15 protein-coding genes are annotated in these 16797 nt (G+C 67.7%); 12 read left to right on the plus strand and 3 right to left on the minus strand.

Annotation, left to right across the window (positions count from 1 at the left end):
- Positions 1-2 precede the first annotated feature (2 nt).
- The 8 genes from RHA1_RS22940 (at position 3) to RHA1_RS22975 (ending at position 8154) form a co-directional block, all read left to right on the plus strand.
- Positions 3-1058, plus strand: a complete 1056-nt coding sequence (locus tag RHA1_RS22940) for an MCE family protein (protein WP_011597041.1) — start codon at positions 3-5, stop codon at positions 1056-1058.
- Positions 1055-2347, plus strand: a complete 1293-nt coding sequence (locus RHA1_RS22945) for an MCE family protein (RefSeq protein ID WP_011597042.1) — start codon at positions 1055-1057, stop codon at positions 2345-2347. The genes RHA1_RS22940 and RHA1_RS22945 overlap by 4 nt, the downstream gene beginning before the upstream one ends.
- Positions 2344-3561, plus strand: coding sequence for an MCE family protein (locus tag RHA1_RS22950; RefSeq protein WP_011597043.1), 1218 nt, complete (start codon positions 2344-2346; stop codon positions 3559-3561). The genes RHA1_RS22945 and RHA1_RS22950 overlap by 4 nt, the downstream gene beginning before the upstream one ends.
- A complete protein-coding gene (locus RHA1_RS22955) occupies positions 3558-4973 on the plus strand; it encodes an MCE family protein (protein ID WP_011597044.1) in 1416 nt (471 codons plus the stop codon). Before RHA1_RS22950 ends, RHA1_RS22955 begins: the two co-directional genes overlap by 4 nt.
- Entirely contained in the window at positions 4970-5713 is a 744-nt protein-coding gene (locus RHA1_RS22960) for an Rv1363c family protein (RefSeq protein WP_011597045.1), read from the plus strand. The genes RHA1_RS22955 and RHA1_RS22960 overlap by 4 nt, the downstream gene beginning before the upstream one ends.
- Positions 5710-6228 (plus strand): Rv1363c family protein, encoded by a 519-nt coding sequence (locus RHA1_RS22965; protein WP_009477772.1) that lies wholly within the window; start codon positions 5710-5712, stop codon positions 6226-6228. Before RHA1_RS22960 ends, RHA1_RS22965 begins: the two co-directional genes overlap by 4 nt.
- A 2-nt stretch (positions 6229-6230) precedes the next feature.
- Complete coding sequence (locus tag RHA1_RS22970) at positions 6231-7055, plus strand: nuclear transport factor 2 family protein (protein ID WP_011597046.1); 825 nt, start codon at positions 6231-6233, stop codon at positions 7053-7055.
- A gap of 88 nt (positions 7056-7143) precedes the next feature.
- Positions 7144-8154 carry an NAD-dependent epimerase/dehydratase family protein gene (locus tag RHA1_RS22975; protein WP_009477774.1) on the plus strand — a complete coding sequence of 337 codons (1011 nt, stop codon included), beginning with the start codon at positions 7144-7146 and terminating at the stop codon, positions 8152-8154.
- Here the strand turns inward: RHA1_RS22975 and RHA1_RS22980 are convergent.
- Both RHA1_RS22980 and RHA1_RS50575 read right to left on the minus strand, forming a co-directional pair.
- Positions 8124-9671 (minus strand): alpha,alpha-trehalose-phosphate synthase (UDP-forming), encoded by a 1548-nt coding sequence (locus RHA1_RS22980; RefSeq protein ID WP_011597047.1) that lies wholly within the window; start codon positions 9669-9671, stop codon positions 8124-8126. The genes RHA1_RS22975 and RHA1_RS22980 overlap by 31 nt on opposite strands.
- A gap of 33 nt (positions 9672-9704) precedes the next feature.
- On the minus strand, positions 9705-9878 hold the full coding sequence (locus RHA1_RS50575; RefSeq protein WP_005262874.1) for a hypothetical protein: 174 nt from the start codon (positions 9876-9878) through the stop codon (positions 9705-9707).
- A 167-nt stretch (positions 9879-10045) separates the two neighbouring features.
- Here RHA1_RS50575 and RHA1_RS22985 point away from each other — a divergent pair, with 167 nt between their 5' ends.
- Positions 10046-11749 carry an ABC transporter ATP-binding protein gene (locus RHA1_RS22985; RefSeq protein ID WP_011597048.1) on the plus strand — a complete coding sequence of 568 codons (1704 nt, stop codon included), beginning with the start codon at positions 10046-10048 and terminating at the stop codon, positions 11747-11749.
- Complete coding sequence (locus tag RHA1_RS22990; RefSeq protein WP_011597049.1) at positions 11746-13494, plus strand: ABC transporter ATP-binding protein; 1749 nt, start codon at positions 11746-11748, stop codon at positions 13492-13494. Before RHA1_RS22985 ends, RHA1_RS22990 begins: the two co-directional genes overlap by 4 nt.
- A 91-nt stretch (positions 13495-13585) precedes the next feature.
- Here the strand turns inward: RHA1_RS22990 and RHA1_RS22995 are convergent, their stop codons facing one another.
- Positions 13586-14521 carry a methionyl-tRNA formyltransferase gene (locus tag RHA1_RS22995; RefSeq protein ID WP_011597050.1) on the minus strand — a complete coding sequence of 312 codons (936 nt, stop codon included), beginning with the start codon at positions 14519-14521 and terminating at the stop codon, positions 13586-13588.
- A 110-nt stretch (positions 14522-14631) separates the two neighbouring features.
- Here RHA1_RS22995 and RHA1_RS23000 point away from each other — a divergent pair, with 110 nt between their 5' ends.
- Together RHA1_RS23000 and RHA1_RS23005 are read left to right on the plus strand one after the other, a co-directional pair.
- A complete protein-coding gene (locus tag RHA1_RS23000; RefSeq protein ID WP_011597051.1) occupies positions 14632-15435 on the plus strand; it encodes an alpha/beta fold hydrolase in 804 nt (267 codons plus the stop codon).
- 78 nt (positions 15436-15513) lie between these two features.
- The gene (locus RHA1_RS23005) at positions 15514-16713 is read left to right on the plus strand and encodes a sensor domain-containing diguanylate cyclase (RefSeq protein ID WP_011597052.1); all 1200 of its coding nucleotides are present in this window, start codon (positions 15514-15516) and stop codon (positions 16711-16713) included.
- Positions 16714-16797 lie beyond the last annotated feature (84 nt).

Here is a 16797-nt window from a genome sequence, read left to right on the forward strand (position 1 = left end):
CCATGAAACGCGAACGTAATCCCGTGCAGGTGGGAATCATCGGTGTCGCCATCGCGAGCATGATCGTGATCGCGACCCTGCAATACGATCAGCTGCAATTCCTTTCGGGCGGAACGCAGTACTCCGCCTACTTCGAGGACGCGGGTGGGCTGATGACCGGCGACGCGGTGACGCTCGCCGGCGTCGACGTCGGGAAGGTCGCCGAGGTCGAACTCGACGAGCAGCACGTGCTCGTCACGTTCACGATCGAGGACGGCATCGTCCTGGGCGACGCCACCGAGGCGAACATCAAGACCAACACCGTTCTCGGGCGCAAGTCGCTGGCCGTCACCCCGCTCGGATACGAGACGATGCCGGTGGGGTCGACGATTCCGTTGGAACGCACCAACTCTCCGTACTCCCTCAACGACGCGCTCGGGGATCTGTCGAACACCGTGTCCGAGCTCGACACCGATGAGGTCAACAACGCGTTGAACGCAATGTCCGGCGCTTTCGAGAACACACCGCCCGAGCTGCGTACAGCACTGGACGGCTTGACCCGGTTGTCGGAGAGCATCAATTCGCGGGACGAGACGCTGCGACAGCTGCTCTCGCGTGCCGAGAACGTGACGGGAATCCTCGCCGAGCGCAGCGGGCAGATCAACTCGCTGATCGTCGACGGGAATCAGCTGTTCGGCGAGCTCGACCGTCGCCGCACGGCGATCAGCCAGCTGATCGTGAACATCTCCGCGGTGTCCCGGCAGCTCACGGGACTCGTCCAGGACAACGAGGAGCAGATGAAACCGACGCTCGACAAACTGAACTCGGTGGTCGATGTCCTGCAGCGGAACAAGGACAACATCTCGCAGGCGCTCGACGGCCTCGCGCCGTACGCCACTCAACTCGGCGAGTCGGTCGGTAGCGGGCCGTTCTTCATGGCGTACGTCTACAACATCGGCATCGGCAACCTGCTCCAGGGGCTCAGCGACGCGGTGACGTGGCCGGAGCACCTCCCCAACGACCTTCAGGCCTACCTGCAGACAGGTCCGTCCATCGAGCTGAGGGAACCGCCGCGATGACGACGAACCCGGAGATCACCAACACGCGGAAGAAGTGGCTGATCCGCGGCGGCGTCGCCGCGGTCGTGGTGGTGCTGATCGTCGGCGCCGCAGTGATGTTCGTGCCCAAGCTCTTCCAGAACACGATCACCGCGTACTTCCCGACGACCACCGGGCTGTACTCGGGCGACGACGTCCGCGTCCTCGGTGTGAAGGTGGGGACGATCGACTCGATCGAGCCCGGCGCCGATTTCGCACGGGTGACGATGAACGTGCAGAAGAGCGTCGAGATCCCGGCCGACGCGAAGGCCGTCATCGTCGCACCCAGCCTGGTGTCGGGACGGTTCGTTCAGCTGACACCCGTGTACGCGGGTGGGCCGACGATGGGCGACGGCGCGAGCATCCCCGTGGAGCGCTCGGCCGTTCCGGTGGAGTGGGACGAGATCAAGACCGAGCTGAACAAGCTGTCGGAGGCACTCGGGCCGCAGGGCGCCGACCCGCAGGGGTCGCTCGGCACGTTCATCGACACCGCCGCCGACAATCTCGACGGCAACGGAGAGTCGTTGCGGAACACGCTGCGGGAACTGTCGGAGACCATGCGGACCCTGTCCGACGGCCGGACCGACCTGTTCTCCACCATCCGCAACCTGCAGACGTTCGTGGCGGCTCTGTCGTCGAGCAACGAGCAGATCGTGCAGTTCGAGGGACGGCTCGCGTCGGTGTCGAACATGCTCGCTACCAACTCCGACGAACTCGGAACCGCGCTGAACGATCTCGACCTCGCGCTCGGTGACGTCAACCGGTTCGTGGCGGAGAACCGCGCCGCCCTCAGTGAGCAGGTCGGCCGTCTGGCGGACGCCACCCAGGTGCTCGCCGACAAGAGGCCGCAGATCGAGCAGGTGCTCCACGTGGCGCCCACGGCGCTGGCCAACTTCAGCAACATCTACAAGCCGGCGCAGGGGTCACTGGTCGGTGCGGTCGCGTTTGCGAACCTCGCGAACCCCGTGAACTTCATGTGCGGCGCCATCCAGAGCCTCCAGGCCAACGAGGCGAATCGGAGTGCGGACCTGTGCACGCAGTACCTGTCGCCGGTCCTGAACTCGCTGACGATGAACTATCTGCCCGTCCTCACCAACCCGGCGACGGGAGTGAATGCGTTCCCGGATCAGATCGAGTACACCCCGCCGAGCCTCGAGGCCTCCGTACCTCCGCGGTCTGCGCCGCCGATGACCGGGGCCCTCGCCGGGATGCCGACCGTCGCCGTGCCCAAGGACCTGAACGATCTGCTGCAGCCGGGAGGTGGGCGATGACGAAGCACACACGGGTGCGTCGCGGCGGTATCGCGGCCGTGGCGATCACGTTGTCCCTCACCCTCACCGGGTGCGAGTGGGAAGGGCTGAACTCGCTTCCCCTCCCGGGCACCGAGGGACAGGGCGACGACGCCTACACGGTCGAGATCCAGATGCCCAATGTCACGACGCTGTCGCAGAACTCGCCCGTCCGCGTGAACGACGTGACGGTGGGCTCGGTGACGGGCATCGACGTGCAGGACTGGCACGCACTGGTCACCGTCTCGATCAACGGCGACGTCCAACTGCCTGCCAACGCGACCGCCAAGATCGGCCAGACCAGCCTCCTCGGCTCGCAGCACCTCGAACTGGCTCCGCCGACCGACGCCGAGCCCGAGGGCCGGCTCGAGAACGGCGACGTGATCCCCATCGAGCGGGCGGGCGCCTACCCGACCACCGAGCAGACGTTGTCGTCCCTGTCGGTGGTGCTCAACGGTGGCGGCATCGCCCAGGTCCGGGACATCACCACGGAACTCAACGCCGCACTGGACGGCCGGGAGGACTCGATCCGCGACCTTCTTCCGCAGCTCGACCAGCTCGTCACGAGCCTCGACCGGCAGCGCGGCGACATCATCGGGGCGATGGAGGGGCTGGACCGTCTTGCGGGCACCGTCAACGAGCAGAAGGCCACCCTGGACGCGGCGCTGGACGGTATCCCGCCCGCGCTGGAAGTGCTCGTCACCCAACGGCAGAACCTCACCACCGCACTGGTCGAGGTGGGCAAGCTCAGCGACACCGCGTCGCGTCTCGTGGAGAGTAGCGGCGAGGAACTGAAGGCGAATCTGGCAAACCTCACACCGGTGCTGCGTGAGCTCGCCAACTCAGGGAGCGCGTTGACCGAGGTGCTCACGCTGATGCTCACGTACCCGTTCCCGATGAAGACGATGGACAAGGCGATTCAGGGTGACTACGCGAACCTCATGATGACGATCGACATGACCAACGAACGCCTCGACAACAACTTCCTGACCGGAACCGGCCTCGGCGGATCGCTCGGCGGCGTCGAGGGCGCCGTGGGATCGCTCGCCGGGGTGGCCGGGCAGTCGGGTGATCCCCTGCAGGCGCCCCTGCAGCCGGCTCCCGCACCGCCGGTGATTCCGGGGCTTCCGCAGATACCCGGACTGCCGCAGATCCCGGGCCTTCCGCCGCAACTGGGAGGGGCGCCGACACCATGAGAATGACGAGATTCGTTCGCATTCAGCTGATCATCTTCTCGATTCTCACCGTCATCGGGCTCGTGGTGATGTCGATCCAGTACGTGAAGGTGCCGGTGCTGTTCGGCGTCGGGCGCTACGAGGTGAGCGTCCGACTGCCGTCCACCGGTGGGCTCTACCCGCACGCCAATGTCGCCTACCGCGGCACCAACATCGGTGTCGTCGAGAACGTGACCCTCACCGGCGACGGTGTGGAAGCGAAGATGTCACTCGACAGCGACTACAAGATTCCGGCCGATGTCGACGCGGCAGTCAAGAGCGTGTCGGCGGTCGGCGAACAGTACGTCGATCTGATTCCCCGGGACGGCGCCGCCGAGGCGAACGGCCCGTACCTCGCGGACGGCGACGTGATCCCGTTGGACCGGGCCACCATTCCGCAGGATGTCGGCGAAATGCTCGACCAGGCCGACGAACTGCTCGCCAGCATTTCGGACACCAGGCTGCAGACGGTGATCGACGAGGCGTTCACGGCGTTCAACGGATCGGGCCCCGACCTGCAGCGGCTCATCGACTCGGCCCGGTTGTTCGTCGAGGAGGCCGACGCGAACAGCGACGCGACGAAGGCCCTGATCGACCAGGTCGGCCCACTGCTCGACACCCAGGTGGTCAGCAGCGACGCCATCCGGTCGTGGACCCAGGACCTGGTGACGTTCACCGACCAGTTGCGGGCGAGCGACCCGAGCCTGCGGTCGGTGCTGGAGAAGGGCCCGGGAACGGCGCAGGAAGCCACCCAGCTGTTCCAGGACCTGCAGCCGACACTGCCGATTCTGCTGAGGAATCTGGTGAGCGTCGGCCAGGTCGGGGTGATCTACAACAAGAGCATCGAACAGGTGCTGGTCATCTACCCACCCCTGACCGCGGCGCTCGTGACGGCCGCGACCGGCGGGCCGGTGGAGGACGGCGCGATCGTCGACTTCGCCCTGCAACTGCACGACCCGCCGGCCTGCACGACGGGATTCCTGCCTCCGGAGCAACGCCGGTCGGGAGATCAGACCGACCCGATCGCAACACCGAACGACCTGTACTGCAAGGCCGCTCCGGACGACCCGGCCGTGGTGCGCGGCGCGCGGAACCTGCCGTGCATGGAGTTCCCGGGACGTCGCGCGCCGACGGTCGAGGCGTGCCGCGAGGGCTGGGAGGCGTCGGGCAACAACCCGCCGTACGGGCCGATCATGCCGCCGGATGTACCCTCGTACACAGCCGTTCCGAGTTCCTACGAAGGCGCCGCGGGTGCACCGGTTGCGGCCGTGCCCTACGACCCGGCCACCGGTAGCTTCATTGGTTCGGATGGAAAGACGTACACCCAACCGGATCTGGCGGTGCAGGGAAAGGACTCGACGTGGCAGACGATGATGACAGGTCAGCAGATTTGAGTTCCAGCACAGACGAGCGCGCAACCGACCCCGCGGAGCAGGCGACCGAGCAGACCTCCGCCGCGAAGGACCGGGGCAGGCGCAGGGCGGTCCGGCACGCCGGCCCGCCGGTAGGGGGGACCGAGGCCCCGAAGCCGGTGGTCCTCGCCAAGCCGGCAGACATGCACGCCGCGCCCGACGCGGAAAAGGTGTCGACGGCGAAGGCCGCGTCCCCGGACGCTCCGGCCCCCGACGCACCGAAGCAGCGTCGTACCCTGAAGTCGTTGCTCGCGTGGGGTGTTACCGCGGTGGTCGTCGTCGCACTGGTCGTCGCGGCGGTGGTCCTGCTGCTCGACCAACAGTCCGCACGGGAACGGGACGACCGCCGTCAGGCCTTCGTCGACACGGCCCGGCAGACGGTGCTCAACCTGACAACCATCCATCCCGAGACCGCGAAGGAAGACGTCGACCGGATCATCGCCGGCGCATCGGGTCAGTTCCTCGAAGAGTTCCAGGGCCGTGAGGATCCGTTCGTCGGCGTCGTGCGGGACGCGAATGTGACCACCGAGGGCCAGGTCGTCGAGGCCGGTGTCGAGAACGGGAGCGAGACGTCGATCTCGGCGAACGTTCTGGTGGCCGCGCGGACGATGGTGAGCAGCAAGGAACAGCCCGAACCCTCACCGCGCGACTTCCGAATGCGAGTGACCGTCAGCGACGTCGACGGCAAGTTGACCGCATCGAAGGTGGAGTTCGTCCCATGACCGACAACAACGAAGACAAGCGAAAGTTCGCCGTCACCAAGCAGACAGCGCTGAAGATCGCGGCCGCGGTGGTGGTGGTCGCCCTTGCCGTGGTGGTGGGATTCCTCTGGTACGACCACCGGCAGGACCAACTCGCGGAGCAGGCGCGCACCGAGGCCGTCGACGCCGCGGGCAAGCAGGCCGTCGCGATGCTGGCCTACGATTTCGCCGACGTCGACAACCAGCTGGCCGCTGCCGCAGACGGACTCACCGGTTCGTTCCGCGACGACTACACCACCCTCGTGCAGGAAACCATCGCGCCGGGCGCCAAGGAGAAGCAACTCACCGTGCAGGTGTCGGTGCAGGCCGCCGCGCCCGTGTCGACCACACCCGACGAGGCGGTGGTTCTGCTGTACCTCAACCAGACGACGACGAGCGCCGACGCTCCCGACGCCCGGACGTCGGGCAGCCGCGTACGGGTGTCGCTGCAGAAGGTCGACGACCGCTGGCTCGTCGATCAGCTGACCCCGGTGTAGCGGTGCCGGACCCCACGCCGACCGTAGCGGAACTACTTGCTGCCGTGGGGCGTTCACCGTCCGCGGTCGCGGTGCACGACCGCGCCGCGTGGGTCGGGCTGTTCTCGGACGGCGCTCGGGTCAACGACCCGGTGGGCTCGCGGGCACACGTCGGCACGGCGGCGATCGAACGGTTCTACGACACGTTCATCGCCCCCAACGCGATCACGTTCCATGTGAAGCGGGACGTGGTGTGCGGAATGACAGTGGTCCGTGACCTCGACCTCGAGACCCGGATGTCGACGGGAGTGGTGCTGACGGTGCCGATGCACCTGCGCTACGACCTCGTGGCGGAGTCGGGTGTCGTGGCCGTCGACGGGTTGTATGCGCACTGGGAACTGTCCGTGATGATCGCCCAGCTGGCCGCGGCGGGGTGGCGGGGCGCGGCGGCGTCGGTGAAGCTGGCACCGCAACTTCTCGCGAATCAGGGCGTGCTCGGTGTAACAGGTTTTATGCGAGGCCTGCGGACCGTCGGGCGCCCAGGCAGGAATGCCGCCACCGGATTTCTGGTCGCCGTCCGCCGTGAGGACACGACCGCAATGTCGGAGAGACTCGCTCCCGGTGCGGTTCTCGAACTGTCACCGGGTGTCCCGCTTTCACCGGCTCACTTCGCGGACAGTCTCCGTGACCTGCAGTGGAGCAAGATGATCGTGGCGGGGCGTGCCGTCACCGCATCCGTGCGCGCGGCCGCGTGGGAGGGTGTGGCCCTGCTGGAGTTCGCACACCGATCCCATGAGATCTCACGAGTGCGAATGTTCGTCGAGGCGGTCACCCCCTTCACAAAGTGAAACAAGTTCTAGTACTGTCGGGGTCTCCTGGCCGACTGCCGACGCACGATGTTGCGTCGCGGGGCCACAACCGAACGGGGAGTCGTCGATGAAGGTTGCAGTAACCGGCGCCGCGGGATTCGTGGGCAACAATCTGCTGAATCTGCTGGTCGAGGCGGGGCACGAGGTGACCGCAATCGACCGCGTGCGTTCCCGGTACGCACCCGAATACGGGGTCACGTGGGTGAACGCCGACGTCCTCGACGTCGAATCCATGAAGCGGGCGCTCGAGGGCGCCGAGGTGGTCTACCACCTGGTCGCGATGATCACCCTCGCCCAGAAGGACGACCTGGCCTGGACCGTCAACACCAAGGGTGTGCGTACCGTCGCCGAAGCCGCTCTCGCAGTGGGTGTTCGGCGGATGGTGCATTGCAGTTCCGTGCACTCCTTCGATCAGAGCAGTTGCGGCGGAACGCTCGACGAGAACTCGCCCCGGTCCGTCGACGCGTCGATCCCGGTGTACGACAGGTCCAAATGGGCGGGCGAGATCGAACTCCGCGAAGTGGTCGAGGCCGGGCTCGATGCCGTGATCTGCAATCCCACCGGGGTGTACGGGCCCGTCGACTACGGACTGTCACGAGTGAACGCATTGCTGCGCAACGCCGCTCGCGGCCGGGTTCCCGCGGCGGTGCAGGGCGGGTTCGACTTCGTCGACGTCCGAGACGTCGCCGCCGGACTGATCGCCGCCGGGGAGAAGGGCCGGACCGGTGAGAACTACCTGATCTCGGGGCACATGCTCGGCATGCACGATGCCGTGAGGAGGGCTGCGCGTGCGGCGGGTCGTCGGGGGCCGCTGTACTCGTTCCCACTCAGCGTCATCGAACGCGTGCTGCCGATCGCCGAACCGATCGGGACCCGGTTCGGCTCCGACGTGCTGTCGCGGTCCGCGATGTCGGCGCTGCTCGCGGCGCCCGTCATCGACGGCAGCAAGGCGCGGTCCGAACTCGGCTACGTTCCGCGTCCCGCCGACGAGACGATCCGCGACTTCGTCGGTTTCCTGGTGACGTCCGGTCAGCTGAGCCGGGGAGGTCAGTTCTCCCCGGTCGCGTCCTCGTTGTAGTCGGCCTCGGAAGCCTCGGCGGGCGCGATCAGCGCGGGGCCGGCGGCGCCGCCGTGAGCGAGGGCGTCGAGGAAGGACCTGGCCCACCGGTCGACGTCGTGTGCGAGGACCTGCCTGCGCAGGGCCCGCATGTGGCGTCGGCCGTCCTCCTTCGGCTGGCCCAGTGCCTGCTCCATCGCGTCCTTGACGCTGTCGAGATCGTGCGGATTGCACAGGAACGCCTGACGCAGTTCGGCGGCCGCGCCCGTGAACTCGCTGAGCAGCAGTGCGCCGCCGAGGTCACTGCGGCACGCCACGTACTCCTTGGCGACGAGGTTCATGCCGTCGCGCAGCGGAGTCACCAGCATCACGTCGGCGGCGACGAAGAACGCGATCAGCTCCTCGCGGGGGATCGGCCGGTGCAGGTAGTGCACCACCGGCCTGCCGACCTCGCTGTACTCGCCGTTGATCCGCGACACCTTGCGTTCGATGTCGTCGCGCATCTGCACGTAGCTGTCGACCCGCTCGCGGCTCGGCGTGGCCAGCTGCACCATCACCGTGTCGGCGGGATCGATGCGCTGCTCGTCGAGCAACTCGTGCAGCGCGGCGAGGCGGACGTCGATGCCCTTCGTGTAATCGAGGCGGTCGACGCCGAGCATGATGTGCTTGGGATTGCCCAGTTCGTTGCGGATCTTCTTGGCGCGGTCCCGGATCGACTTGGATCGGGACTGTTCGTCCAGCTGCCCCGAATCGATGGAGATCGGAAACGCGCCGACGCGCACCGTGCGGAACCCCACCTGCACGACGCCCAGCTTGGAGCGGACACCCACGTTGCCGCGGGACGTCTGCTGACCGGCGAGTTTGCGGGCCAGGTAGAGGAAGTTCTGGGCACCGCCCGGGAGGTGGAACCCGATCAGGTCGGCGCCGAGCAGGCCCTCGATGATCTCGGTGCGCCACGGCATCTGCATGAACAGTTCCACCGGCGGGAACGGAATGTGCAGGAAGAACCCGATCGTGAGGTCGGGGCGGAGCATGCGCAGCATCTTCGGAACGAGCTGCAGCTGATAATCCTGGATCCACACCGTGGCCCCATGCGCGGCCGCCTTCGACGTGGCCTCCGCGAAGCGCCGGTTGACCTCGACGTAGGCGTTCCACCAGTCGCGGTTGTATTCGGGCTTGACGATGACGTCGTGGTAGAGCGGCCAGAGGGTGGCGTTGGAGAAGCCCTCGTAGTAGTCGGCGATCTCCGCGGCGCTGAGCGGAACCGGGTAGAGCTCGAGATCGTCCTCGACGACGGGGTCGAGTTCGGCGTCCGCGACCCCCGCCCAGCCGACCCATGCACCCTTGTTGCGGCGCAGGATCGGCTCGAGCGCGGTGACGAGGCCACCGGGGCTGCGCTTCCAGCGCGTGGTGCCGTCCGGAAGGCGTTCGAGGTCGACGGGGAGTCGGTTCGCTACGACGACGAAGTCGGCTTGCCCGGACACAGGATCAGAAGTCGAGCGTGATGACGATGCTGACGATTCCGAACTGGCAGCCACGGGCTTCCTTCGCAGTCGAAGTGGATGAAATTCTCAGTCGAGCTTGCTGGTGGGTCCGATTCCGAGCATGGAGAGCAGCATCCTGCACTCGTCGGCATCTTCGGCGTATGCAGCGACAACGCGCTGCGCCTGGCGGGCGGTCTCGTCGGCTAGGGGTTCGAGATCCTCGTCCGCGATGTCGTTTTCGGCGGTCGTCTTCGCGGCCATCTTTGTCCTCTCGGGCTTGCTGCTGCATCACGCGCAGTAGTTCGTATCGGCGACTCTATGAGAACCGGGCATGTCAACGCTAGTTGCCCATCGATTAGGGTTCATCTAGTTAGGGTCTGCTTACTTCGTAGGTGGGTGGGGAAGCGTCGGCATTGGGAGTTACGCGCGTGAAGACTGGTGGCACCGCAATTCTGCTTCGCACGCTGGTGCGGAATCGTGTTCGGCTGGGGATCGGCACCGTGCTCGTCTGCCTGCATCAGGTGGCCGAGACACTGGTCCCGATCGCGATCGGCGTGATCGTCGACCGGGCCGTCGCGACCGGAGACGTGTTCGCTCTCGCGGTGTGGCTGTGCGCCCTGGCGCTGCTGTTCCTGGTGCTCACCGCAGCGTGGCGTTTCGGTGCGCGGTTCATCGTCGTGGCGATGCAGAACGAGGCGCACCAGCTGCGGATGGAGGTCGCGCACCGCATCCTCGACCCGCGGGGAGTGCGCACCGACCTGCGTGCCGGTGAACTGCTGTCCGTGTCGACGTCGGACGCCGACCGCGCGGCGTGGATCGCGGACATCACACCCCGGGCCGCGGCGGCCCTCACCGCGGCAATCGGATCCGCCGTCGCCCTGCTGCTGATCGACGTTCCCCTCGGACTCGCCGTTCTGATCGGCACCCCCGTCATCCTCGGTCTCCTCCAGCTCGCGGCGCCGCTGATCACCCGCCGGGCCACCGATCAGCAGGCCGCCGTCGCGCGGGCGTCCGCCATGGCTACCGACCTCGTGAGCGGGCTCCGGCCCCTGCGCGGGATCGGCGCCGAGGTGTCGGCGTCGCGGCGCTACCGGACGTCCAGCCGCGAGGCGCTCGGCGCCACCCTGCACACGGCGAAGAGTTCCGCCGTGTTCGCCGGGGTGTCGATGACCGTCAGCGCCCTCCTCGCCGTCGGTGTCGCGGGTCTCGCCGGCTGGTTCGCCCTCGAGGGACGCATCACCATCGGCGAACTGATCACCGTCGTCGGACTCTCCCAGTTCTTCATCGAGCCGCTCGGCGTCCTGGCCGGTCTGCCCGGGTTCCTCGCCCTCGCCCGCGCGTCGGCGGACCGTCTCGCGCTGGTCCTGGACGCGGAACCCCTGCTGCCCGCCGGGTCCGGCCGAACACTCGACGGCAGCGAGCTCAGCCTGACCGGCGTGTCCTACCGGTCCCTGAGCGCGCTGGATCTCCGGGTCACCCCCGGCGAACTGCTCGGCGTCGTCGCGTACCGCCCGCAGGACGCGGAGGCGCTGGCCGCGCTGCTGTCCGGGCAGGTTCCGCCCGACCGGTACGACGGCGAACTGACGGTGGGCGGAGTGCGGTTGTCGGACGCGGATCTCGCGCAGGCCCGCCGGGCGCTGCTCGTCGAGCCGCACAACGGCGACCTGTTCTCCGGAACCGTCGCGTCGAACGTGACCGCGGGCAGGCCCGGCGCCACGGCGTCCGAGGTGCAGGCGGCGCTCTCCGCGTCCGCGGCGGTGGACGTCGTCGAGGCACACCCCGAGGGCCTCGACCACGACGTCGCCGACCGCGGGTCCTCGCTGTCCGGCGGTCAGCGGCAGCGGGTCGCCCTCGCACGTGCACTGGTGGCACAGTCGCCGGTGATGGTGCTGCACGATCCGACGACCGCGGTGGACGCGGTCACCGAACACACGATCGCGGGCGGCATCGCGGACCTGCGGCATCGCGGCTCCGCGGACCGGCAGACGACGATCCTCATCACGAGCAGCCCCGCGCTGCTGTCCGTGACCGACCGCGTCGTCGTCCTCGACGACGGAACGGTGGTCGGCGAGGGCACGCACTCGCAGTTGGCGACCGAGAACGCGAACTACCGTCAGGCGGTCCTGCGATGAGTGAACTGCTGCCCATCGCGAACGCACGCGACACGTGGGCGTGGCTGAGGTCCGAACTGGGACGCCGCCGCGGCCGGAGCGTCTTCACCCTGCTGGTCGCCGCCGTCGCGGCCGGTATGGCGCTGGTTCCCGTCTACGTCTTCGGTGTCCTCGTCGACCGGGTGCAGGACGGGGCGCCGCCGTCCACCATCGGGTGGGTGGTCGCGGTGATCGCGTCCGCCGCTGTGATCGGCGGCGTGTGCGCCGGGTTCGCGTCGTTCCTGATCCGCAGCCTCGGCGAGGGAATCCTGGCGGATCTGCGCGAACGCACCGTCGACCGGGCGCTCCGGCTGCCGATCCAGACGGTCGAACGCGTCGGCAAGGGCGACCTGCTGTCGCGGGTCGGCGACGACGTCGCGGTGATCGGCAAGGCCGTCACCGACGTGGTCCCCAACCTCGTCACGGCTGTCCTGCTGGTGGTGCTCAGCATGGTCACGATGCTCGGCATCGACTGGCGGCTCGGGCTCGCAGGCATGGTGGCGCTGCCGATGTACGCGCTGGCGATGCGCTGGTACCTGCCGCGGTCCGCACCGGTGTACGCCGCCGAACGCGTGGCGATGGGAGAGCGTGCGCAGGCCCTGATCAGCAGCATGCAGGGTGCTCGGACGGTGCGCGCCTACGGTCTGGAAGACAGCCATCTGGCGCAGATCAACGGTGCGTCGGGACAGGCCCGCGACCTGTCCGTCGGCGTCTTCGCACTGTTCACCCGGTTCGCGGGGCGCGGCAACCGGGCCGAGTTCGTGGGGCTCGCCACCATCCTCGCCGCCGGATTCGCCCTGGTGAACGCGGACATCGTCACCGTCGGCCAAACCACCACCGCGTCACTGCTCTTCCACCGGTTGTTCAATCCGATCGGCATGCTGATGTACACGTTCGACGAGGTGCAGTCGGCGGGTGCGAGCCTGGCCCGGCTCGTCGGCGTCGTCGACCTCGATGACGAGTCGAGCACCGGGACCGCCACCGTCCGGGAGACCGCCGATTCGACGCTCGAACTCGCCGACGTCCGGCATACCTACGACGGCAGCCACGAAGTGGTGCACGGAATCAGCCTGCGCGTGAAGTCCGGTGAACGTGTCGCCCTCGTCGGCTCGACCGGAGCGGGCAAGACGACGGTCGCGGCGATCGCGGCCGGCTCGATCGTCCCGACGTCCGGGTCGGTGCGCATCGGCGGCACCGCGCTGCCCGATCTGGAGCCGGGCGGTCTCCGCCGCCGGGTCGCCATCGTCAGCCAGGAAGTCCACGTGTTCGCCGGACCGCTGATCGACGACCTTCGGCTCGCCGCGCCCGACGCCTCCGAGGAGGACGCGGCGATGGCACTGAAGGCCGTCGGCGCCGACGGCTGGGTGAACGCACTGGACGACGGCGTCCAGACCGTGGTCGGGGAGGGCGGCCACGAACTGACCGCCGCCCAGGCGCAGCAATTGGCCTTGGCGCGGCTCGTCCTCGCCAACCCGTCGGTCGCGATCCTGGACGAGGCGACGGCCGAAGCAGGCAGTGCGGGTGCGCGGGAACTCGAGGCGTCGGCCGAGGCGGCGACCCGTGGTCGCACGACGCTGGTGGTGGCCCACCGGTTGACGCAGGCGGCCGCCGCCGATCGGGTCGTCGTCCTCGAACACGGCCGGATCGTCGAGCAGGGTCCACATGCCGATCTCGTCGCCGCCGGTGGGCGCTACGCCGAACTCTGGTCGGCATGGGAGGGTCGCTGACCCCCGCAACCACGTCGGGTGAATGTGCCGTTCGGCGCTTCTGAGGCGTTGAAAGGCACATTCACCCGGAGATGGTGTCGGCGCGGGACCGTCAGCTGAGGTAGCCGCCGCCGTGGGGGAAGAATTCGGTGCCGGCGAGTTCGGTGCCGTCGTCGAGCCGGACGCGCTGGATCTTGAGACCCTTGTTCCTGCCCGTGCGGGCGTCGGGTCCGGCGACGATGACCATTCCGTCGCCTTCGTGGATGAAGACACGCCCGGGCGTTCCACCGTAATTTCCCTCGGATACGGCGGCCTTCAGAACCCGGACACGCTGTCCCTTGTAATGGGTGAAGGCGTTCGGGTACGGGTCGGACTGCGCGCGCACGAGCCGTTCGATGGCGTCGGCGGGCCACGTCCAGTCGATGAGGCTGTCCTCGGGGGCACGCTTGTGGAAGAACGTGGCCTGCGAGCGGTCCTGCGGCGTCCAGTCCATGCGACCGGACGCGATCAGCTCGAGTGCGTCGAGGGTGATGGGGCCGATCATGTCGACGGTGCGGTGGAACAGATCGGTGACCGTGTCCGTGGGCCCGACGGGCGTCGACCTCTGCAAAACGATGTCGCCGGCGTCGAGTTCCTCGTCCATCAGGTGCGCGGTGAGGCCTACTTCTTCTTCACCGTTGATGAGCGCCCAGATGAGCGGGGAGAATCCTGTGTACTTGGGCAGGAGCGAGTCGTGAATATTGAGGGTGCCGTAGCGGGGAGAGTCGAAGACGTCCCGTGGCAGCCAGGTGCGCCAGTTGTTGGCGACGACGATGTCGGGGTCGGCCTGCTTCAGCGCGGCCTTGAAGTTTTCGTCCGGCTTGGTGGCGATGTGCACGGGCACCCCGTGCTCGGTGGCCAGGTCGGCGACGGAGTCCGCCCACATCTGTTCGTAGACGTGGTCACTCTTGGGGTGGGTGATCGCGAGGACGACCTCATGGTCGGACTGGAGCAGGGCCTGCAGGGTACGGTGACCCCAGGTTTGATATCCGAGTGTGGCGACTCTCAACGCGGTCCTCCTGGACGAGCTTGTCGGTCAGCGCCGCATGCGAGCGGCAGCCGAGCCAGCTTAGGCTATCCAATCTAAAACGGTGAGACCGCCCATGGAAGGAAGGCAACATGACGATCGCCACGATCAACGGGATCCCCCTGAATTACCAGGTCAAGGGATCCGGCGATTTAGTGGTGCTCATCATGGGAACCGGGAGTCCGGGACGGGTGTGGGATCTGCATCAGACCCCTGCGCTCATCGACGCCGGCTACCGCGTCTGCACGTTCGACAACCGTGGCATCGCGCCGTCCGGTGAGAGCGTCGACGGGATCACCATGGACGACCTCGTCGCCGACACCGCGGGACTGATCGAGCACCTCGGCGGCGGCCCGGCCCGTGTCGTCGGCACCTCGATGGGTGCCCGCGTCGCGCAGGAACTGGCCCTGACCCGGCCCGACCTCGTGTACAAGGCGGCGTTCCTGGCCGGTCACGCCCGCATGGACTACTTCCAGCAGACCCTCACCGAGGGTGAGCGCGCCCTGCACGACAGTGGTGTCGAACTCCCGGCGAAGTACCGGGCCGCGGTGACGGCCGTGATGAATCTGTCGCCCGCGTCGCTCGTCGACCCGCACACGGCCCGCGACTGGCTCGACCTGTTCGAGTTCAGCGGCGGCCGGACGTCGGACGGCGTGCGCGCGCAGATGGAGATGGACCGCAGCTTCGACCGCAGGCAGGCCTACCGGGCGATCACGACACCGTGCCTGTCCATCGGTTTCGCCGACGACAGGATGATCCCGCCGTATCTCTCGCGTGAGGTGGCCGAGGCGATCCCGTCGGCCCGGTACTACGAGATCTCCGACGTGGGGCACTACGGCTACCTCGAACAGCCCGAAGTGGTGAACAAGGTGCTGCTCGAGTTCCTCGCCAACTGACGCGCCGGCACCCGCCGAGTTGTGAGTAGGGTGGAATTTCGAGCGGCTGGGGGCAATCACGGTGACGGCGAGGTTCTGATGGCGTTGGGTATTCCGCGCCTCGGGGTGGGCATCGTCCGGTACGACGTCGTGAACGGGGCCTTGTGGTGGGATGAGAAGGCCGCCGCCATCTTCGGGGATGACGGTTCCCGGCCACCGCTCGAATTGTGGCGGGAGCGGGTCCATTCCGATGACATCGGCGCGGTGCGCCGCATGTTCGGTGACACCGCCGGGTCCGTCGGCGCGGAATGCGTGTTCCGGATCGTGCTGGCGGATCGGTCGACCCGGTATATCCTCACCCGCAGCATCGACGTCACCACCGATGCGTCCGGCGCCCCTGTCGAGCTGACGGGAGTGGTCATCGAACTCGGGCACGTGGCCGGCCGGGACGCGCAACTTGCGGCGTTGCTCGATCGGGTGGGCCTGGGGTTCATGGCGCTCGACGAGGACCTGCGGATCATCTACGTCAATTCCGGCTGCCTGCGGCACGTGCGGCGGTCGCGGGACGAACTGCTCGGGCGTGTCGTCACCGAGGTTCTTCCCGAAACGCAGGGCAGCTACTTCGACGCACTGTGCCGCAAGGTTCTCGCCACCGGCCGCGAGCAGCAGACCCGGGTGGACTCGCTGTATTCGCCGGGGATGACGATCGAGGTGACCGCCGCAGCCGATTCCGGCGCGCTGGTCGTGCATTTCCGGGACGTCACCGCGGAGGTCACCGCTCAGCAGCAGGCGGAGGAGGCACACGCTCTTCTTCTGCACGCTGCCACGCACGACAGTCTCACCGGACTGCTCAATCGCGCCGCCATCACGGAGTATCTGCAGCGTCTGTTCGAGCCCGGCGCGGGACCTGCTGTCGCGTTGTTCCTCGACGTCGACGGTTTCAAGGACGTCAACGACACCCGTGGGCATCGCGTCGGTGATCGCATCCTGCAGGGGGTGTCCGAGCATTTGCGCCACGCGATGCGCGCGCCGTCCGCGGTCGGCAGGCTCGGCGGCGACGAGTTCGTCGCGATCCTGCCTGACATCGACGAATACGACGTCGACGACGTGGTGACCCGGATGCTCGCGTCGATCACGACGCCGATCGACGTCGGCGACGAACTCCTCGTCGTGACGATCAGCGTGGGGATGGCGCGCAGCACGACGGCGCGCACGGTCGACGAACTGCTCCATCACGCGGACACCGCCCTCTACGCGGCCAAGCGTCGTGGCGGGAACACCGCGGTCTGGCACCACTAGGTTGCTGGGCGGCTGCCCCCGGCATTCGAGGCCGCCACTCGTGTGCCGAACCCGCGAACGCACGGTATGTTTACGCGGTCGAAG

The organism is Rhodococcus jostii RHA1 (assembly GCF_000014565.1).
In the GTDB taxonomy this organism is placed as follows: Bacteria; Actinomycetota; Actinomycetes; order Mycobacteriales; family Mycobacteriaceae; genus Rhodococcus_F; species Rhodococcus_F jostii_A.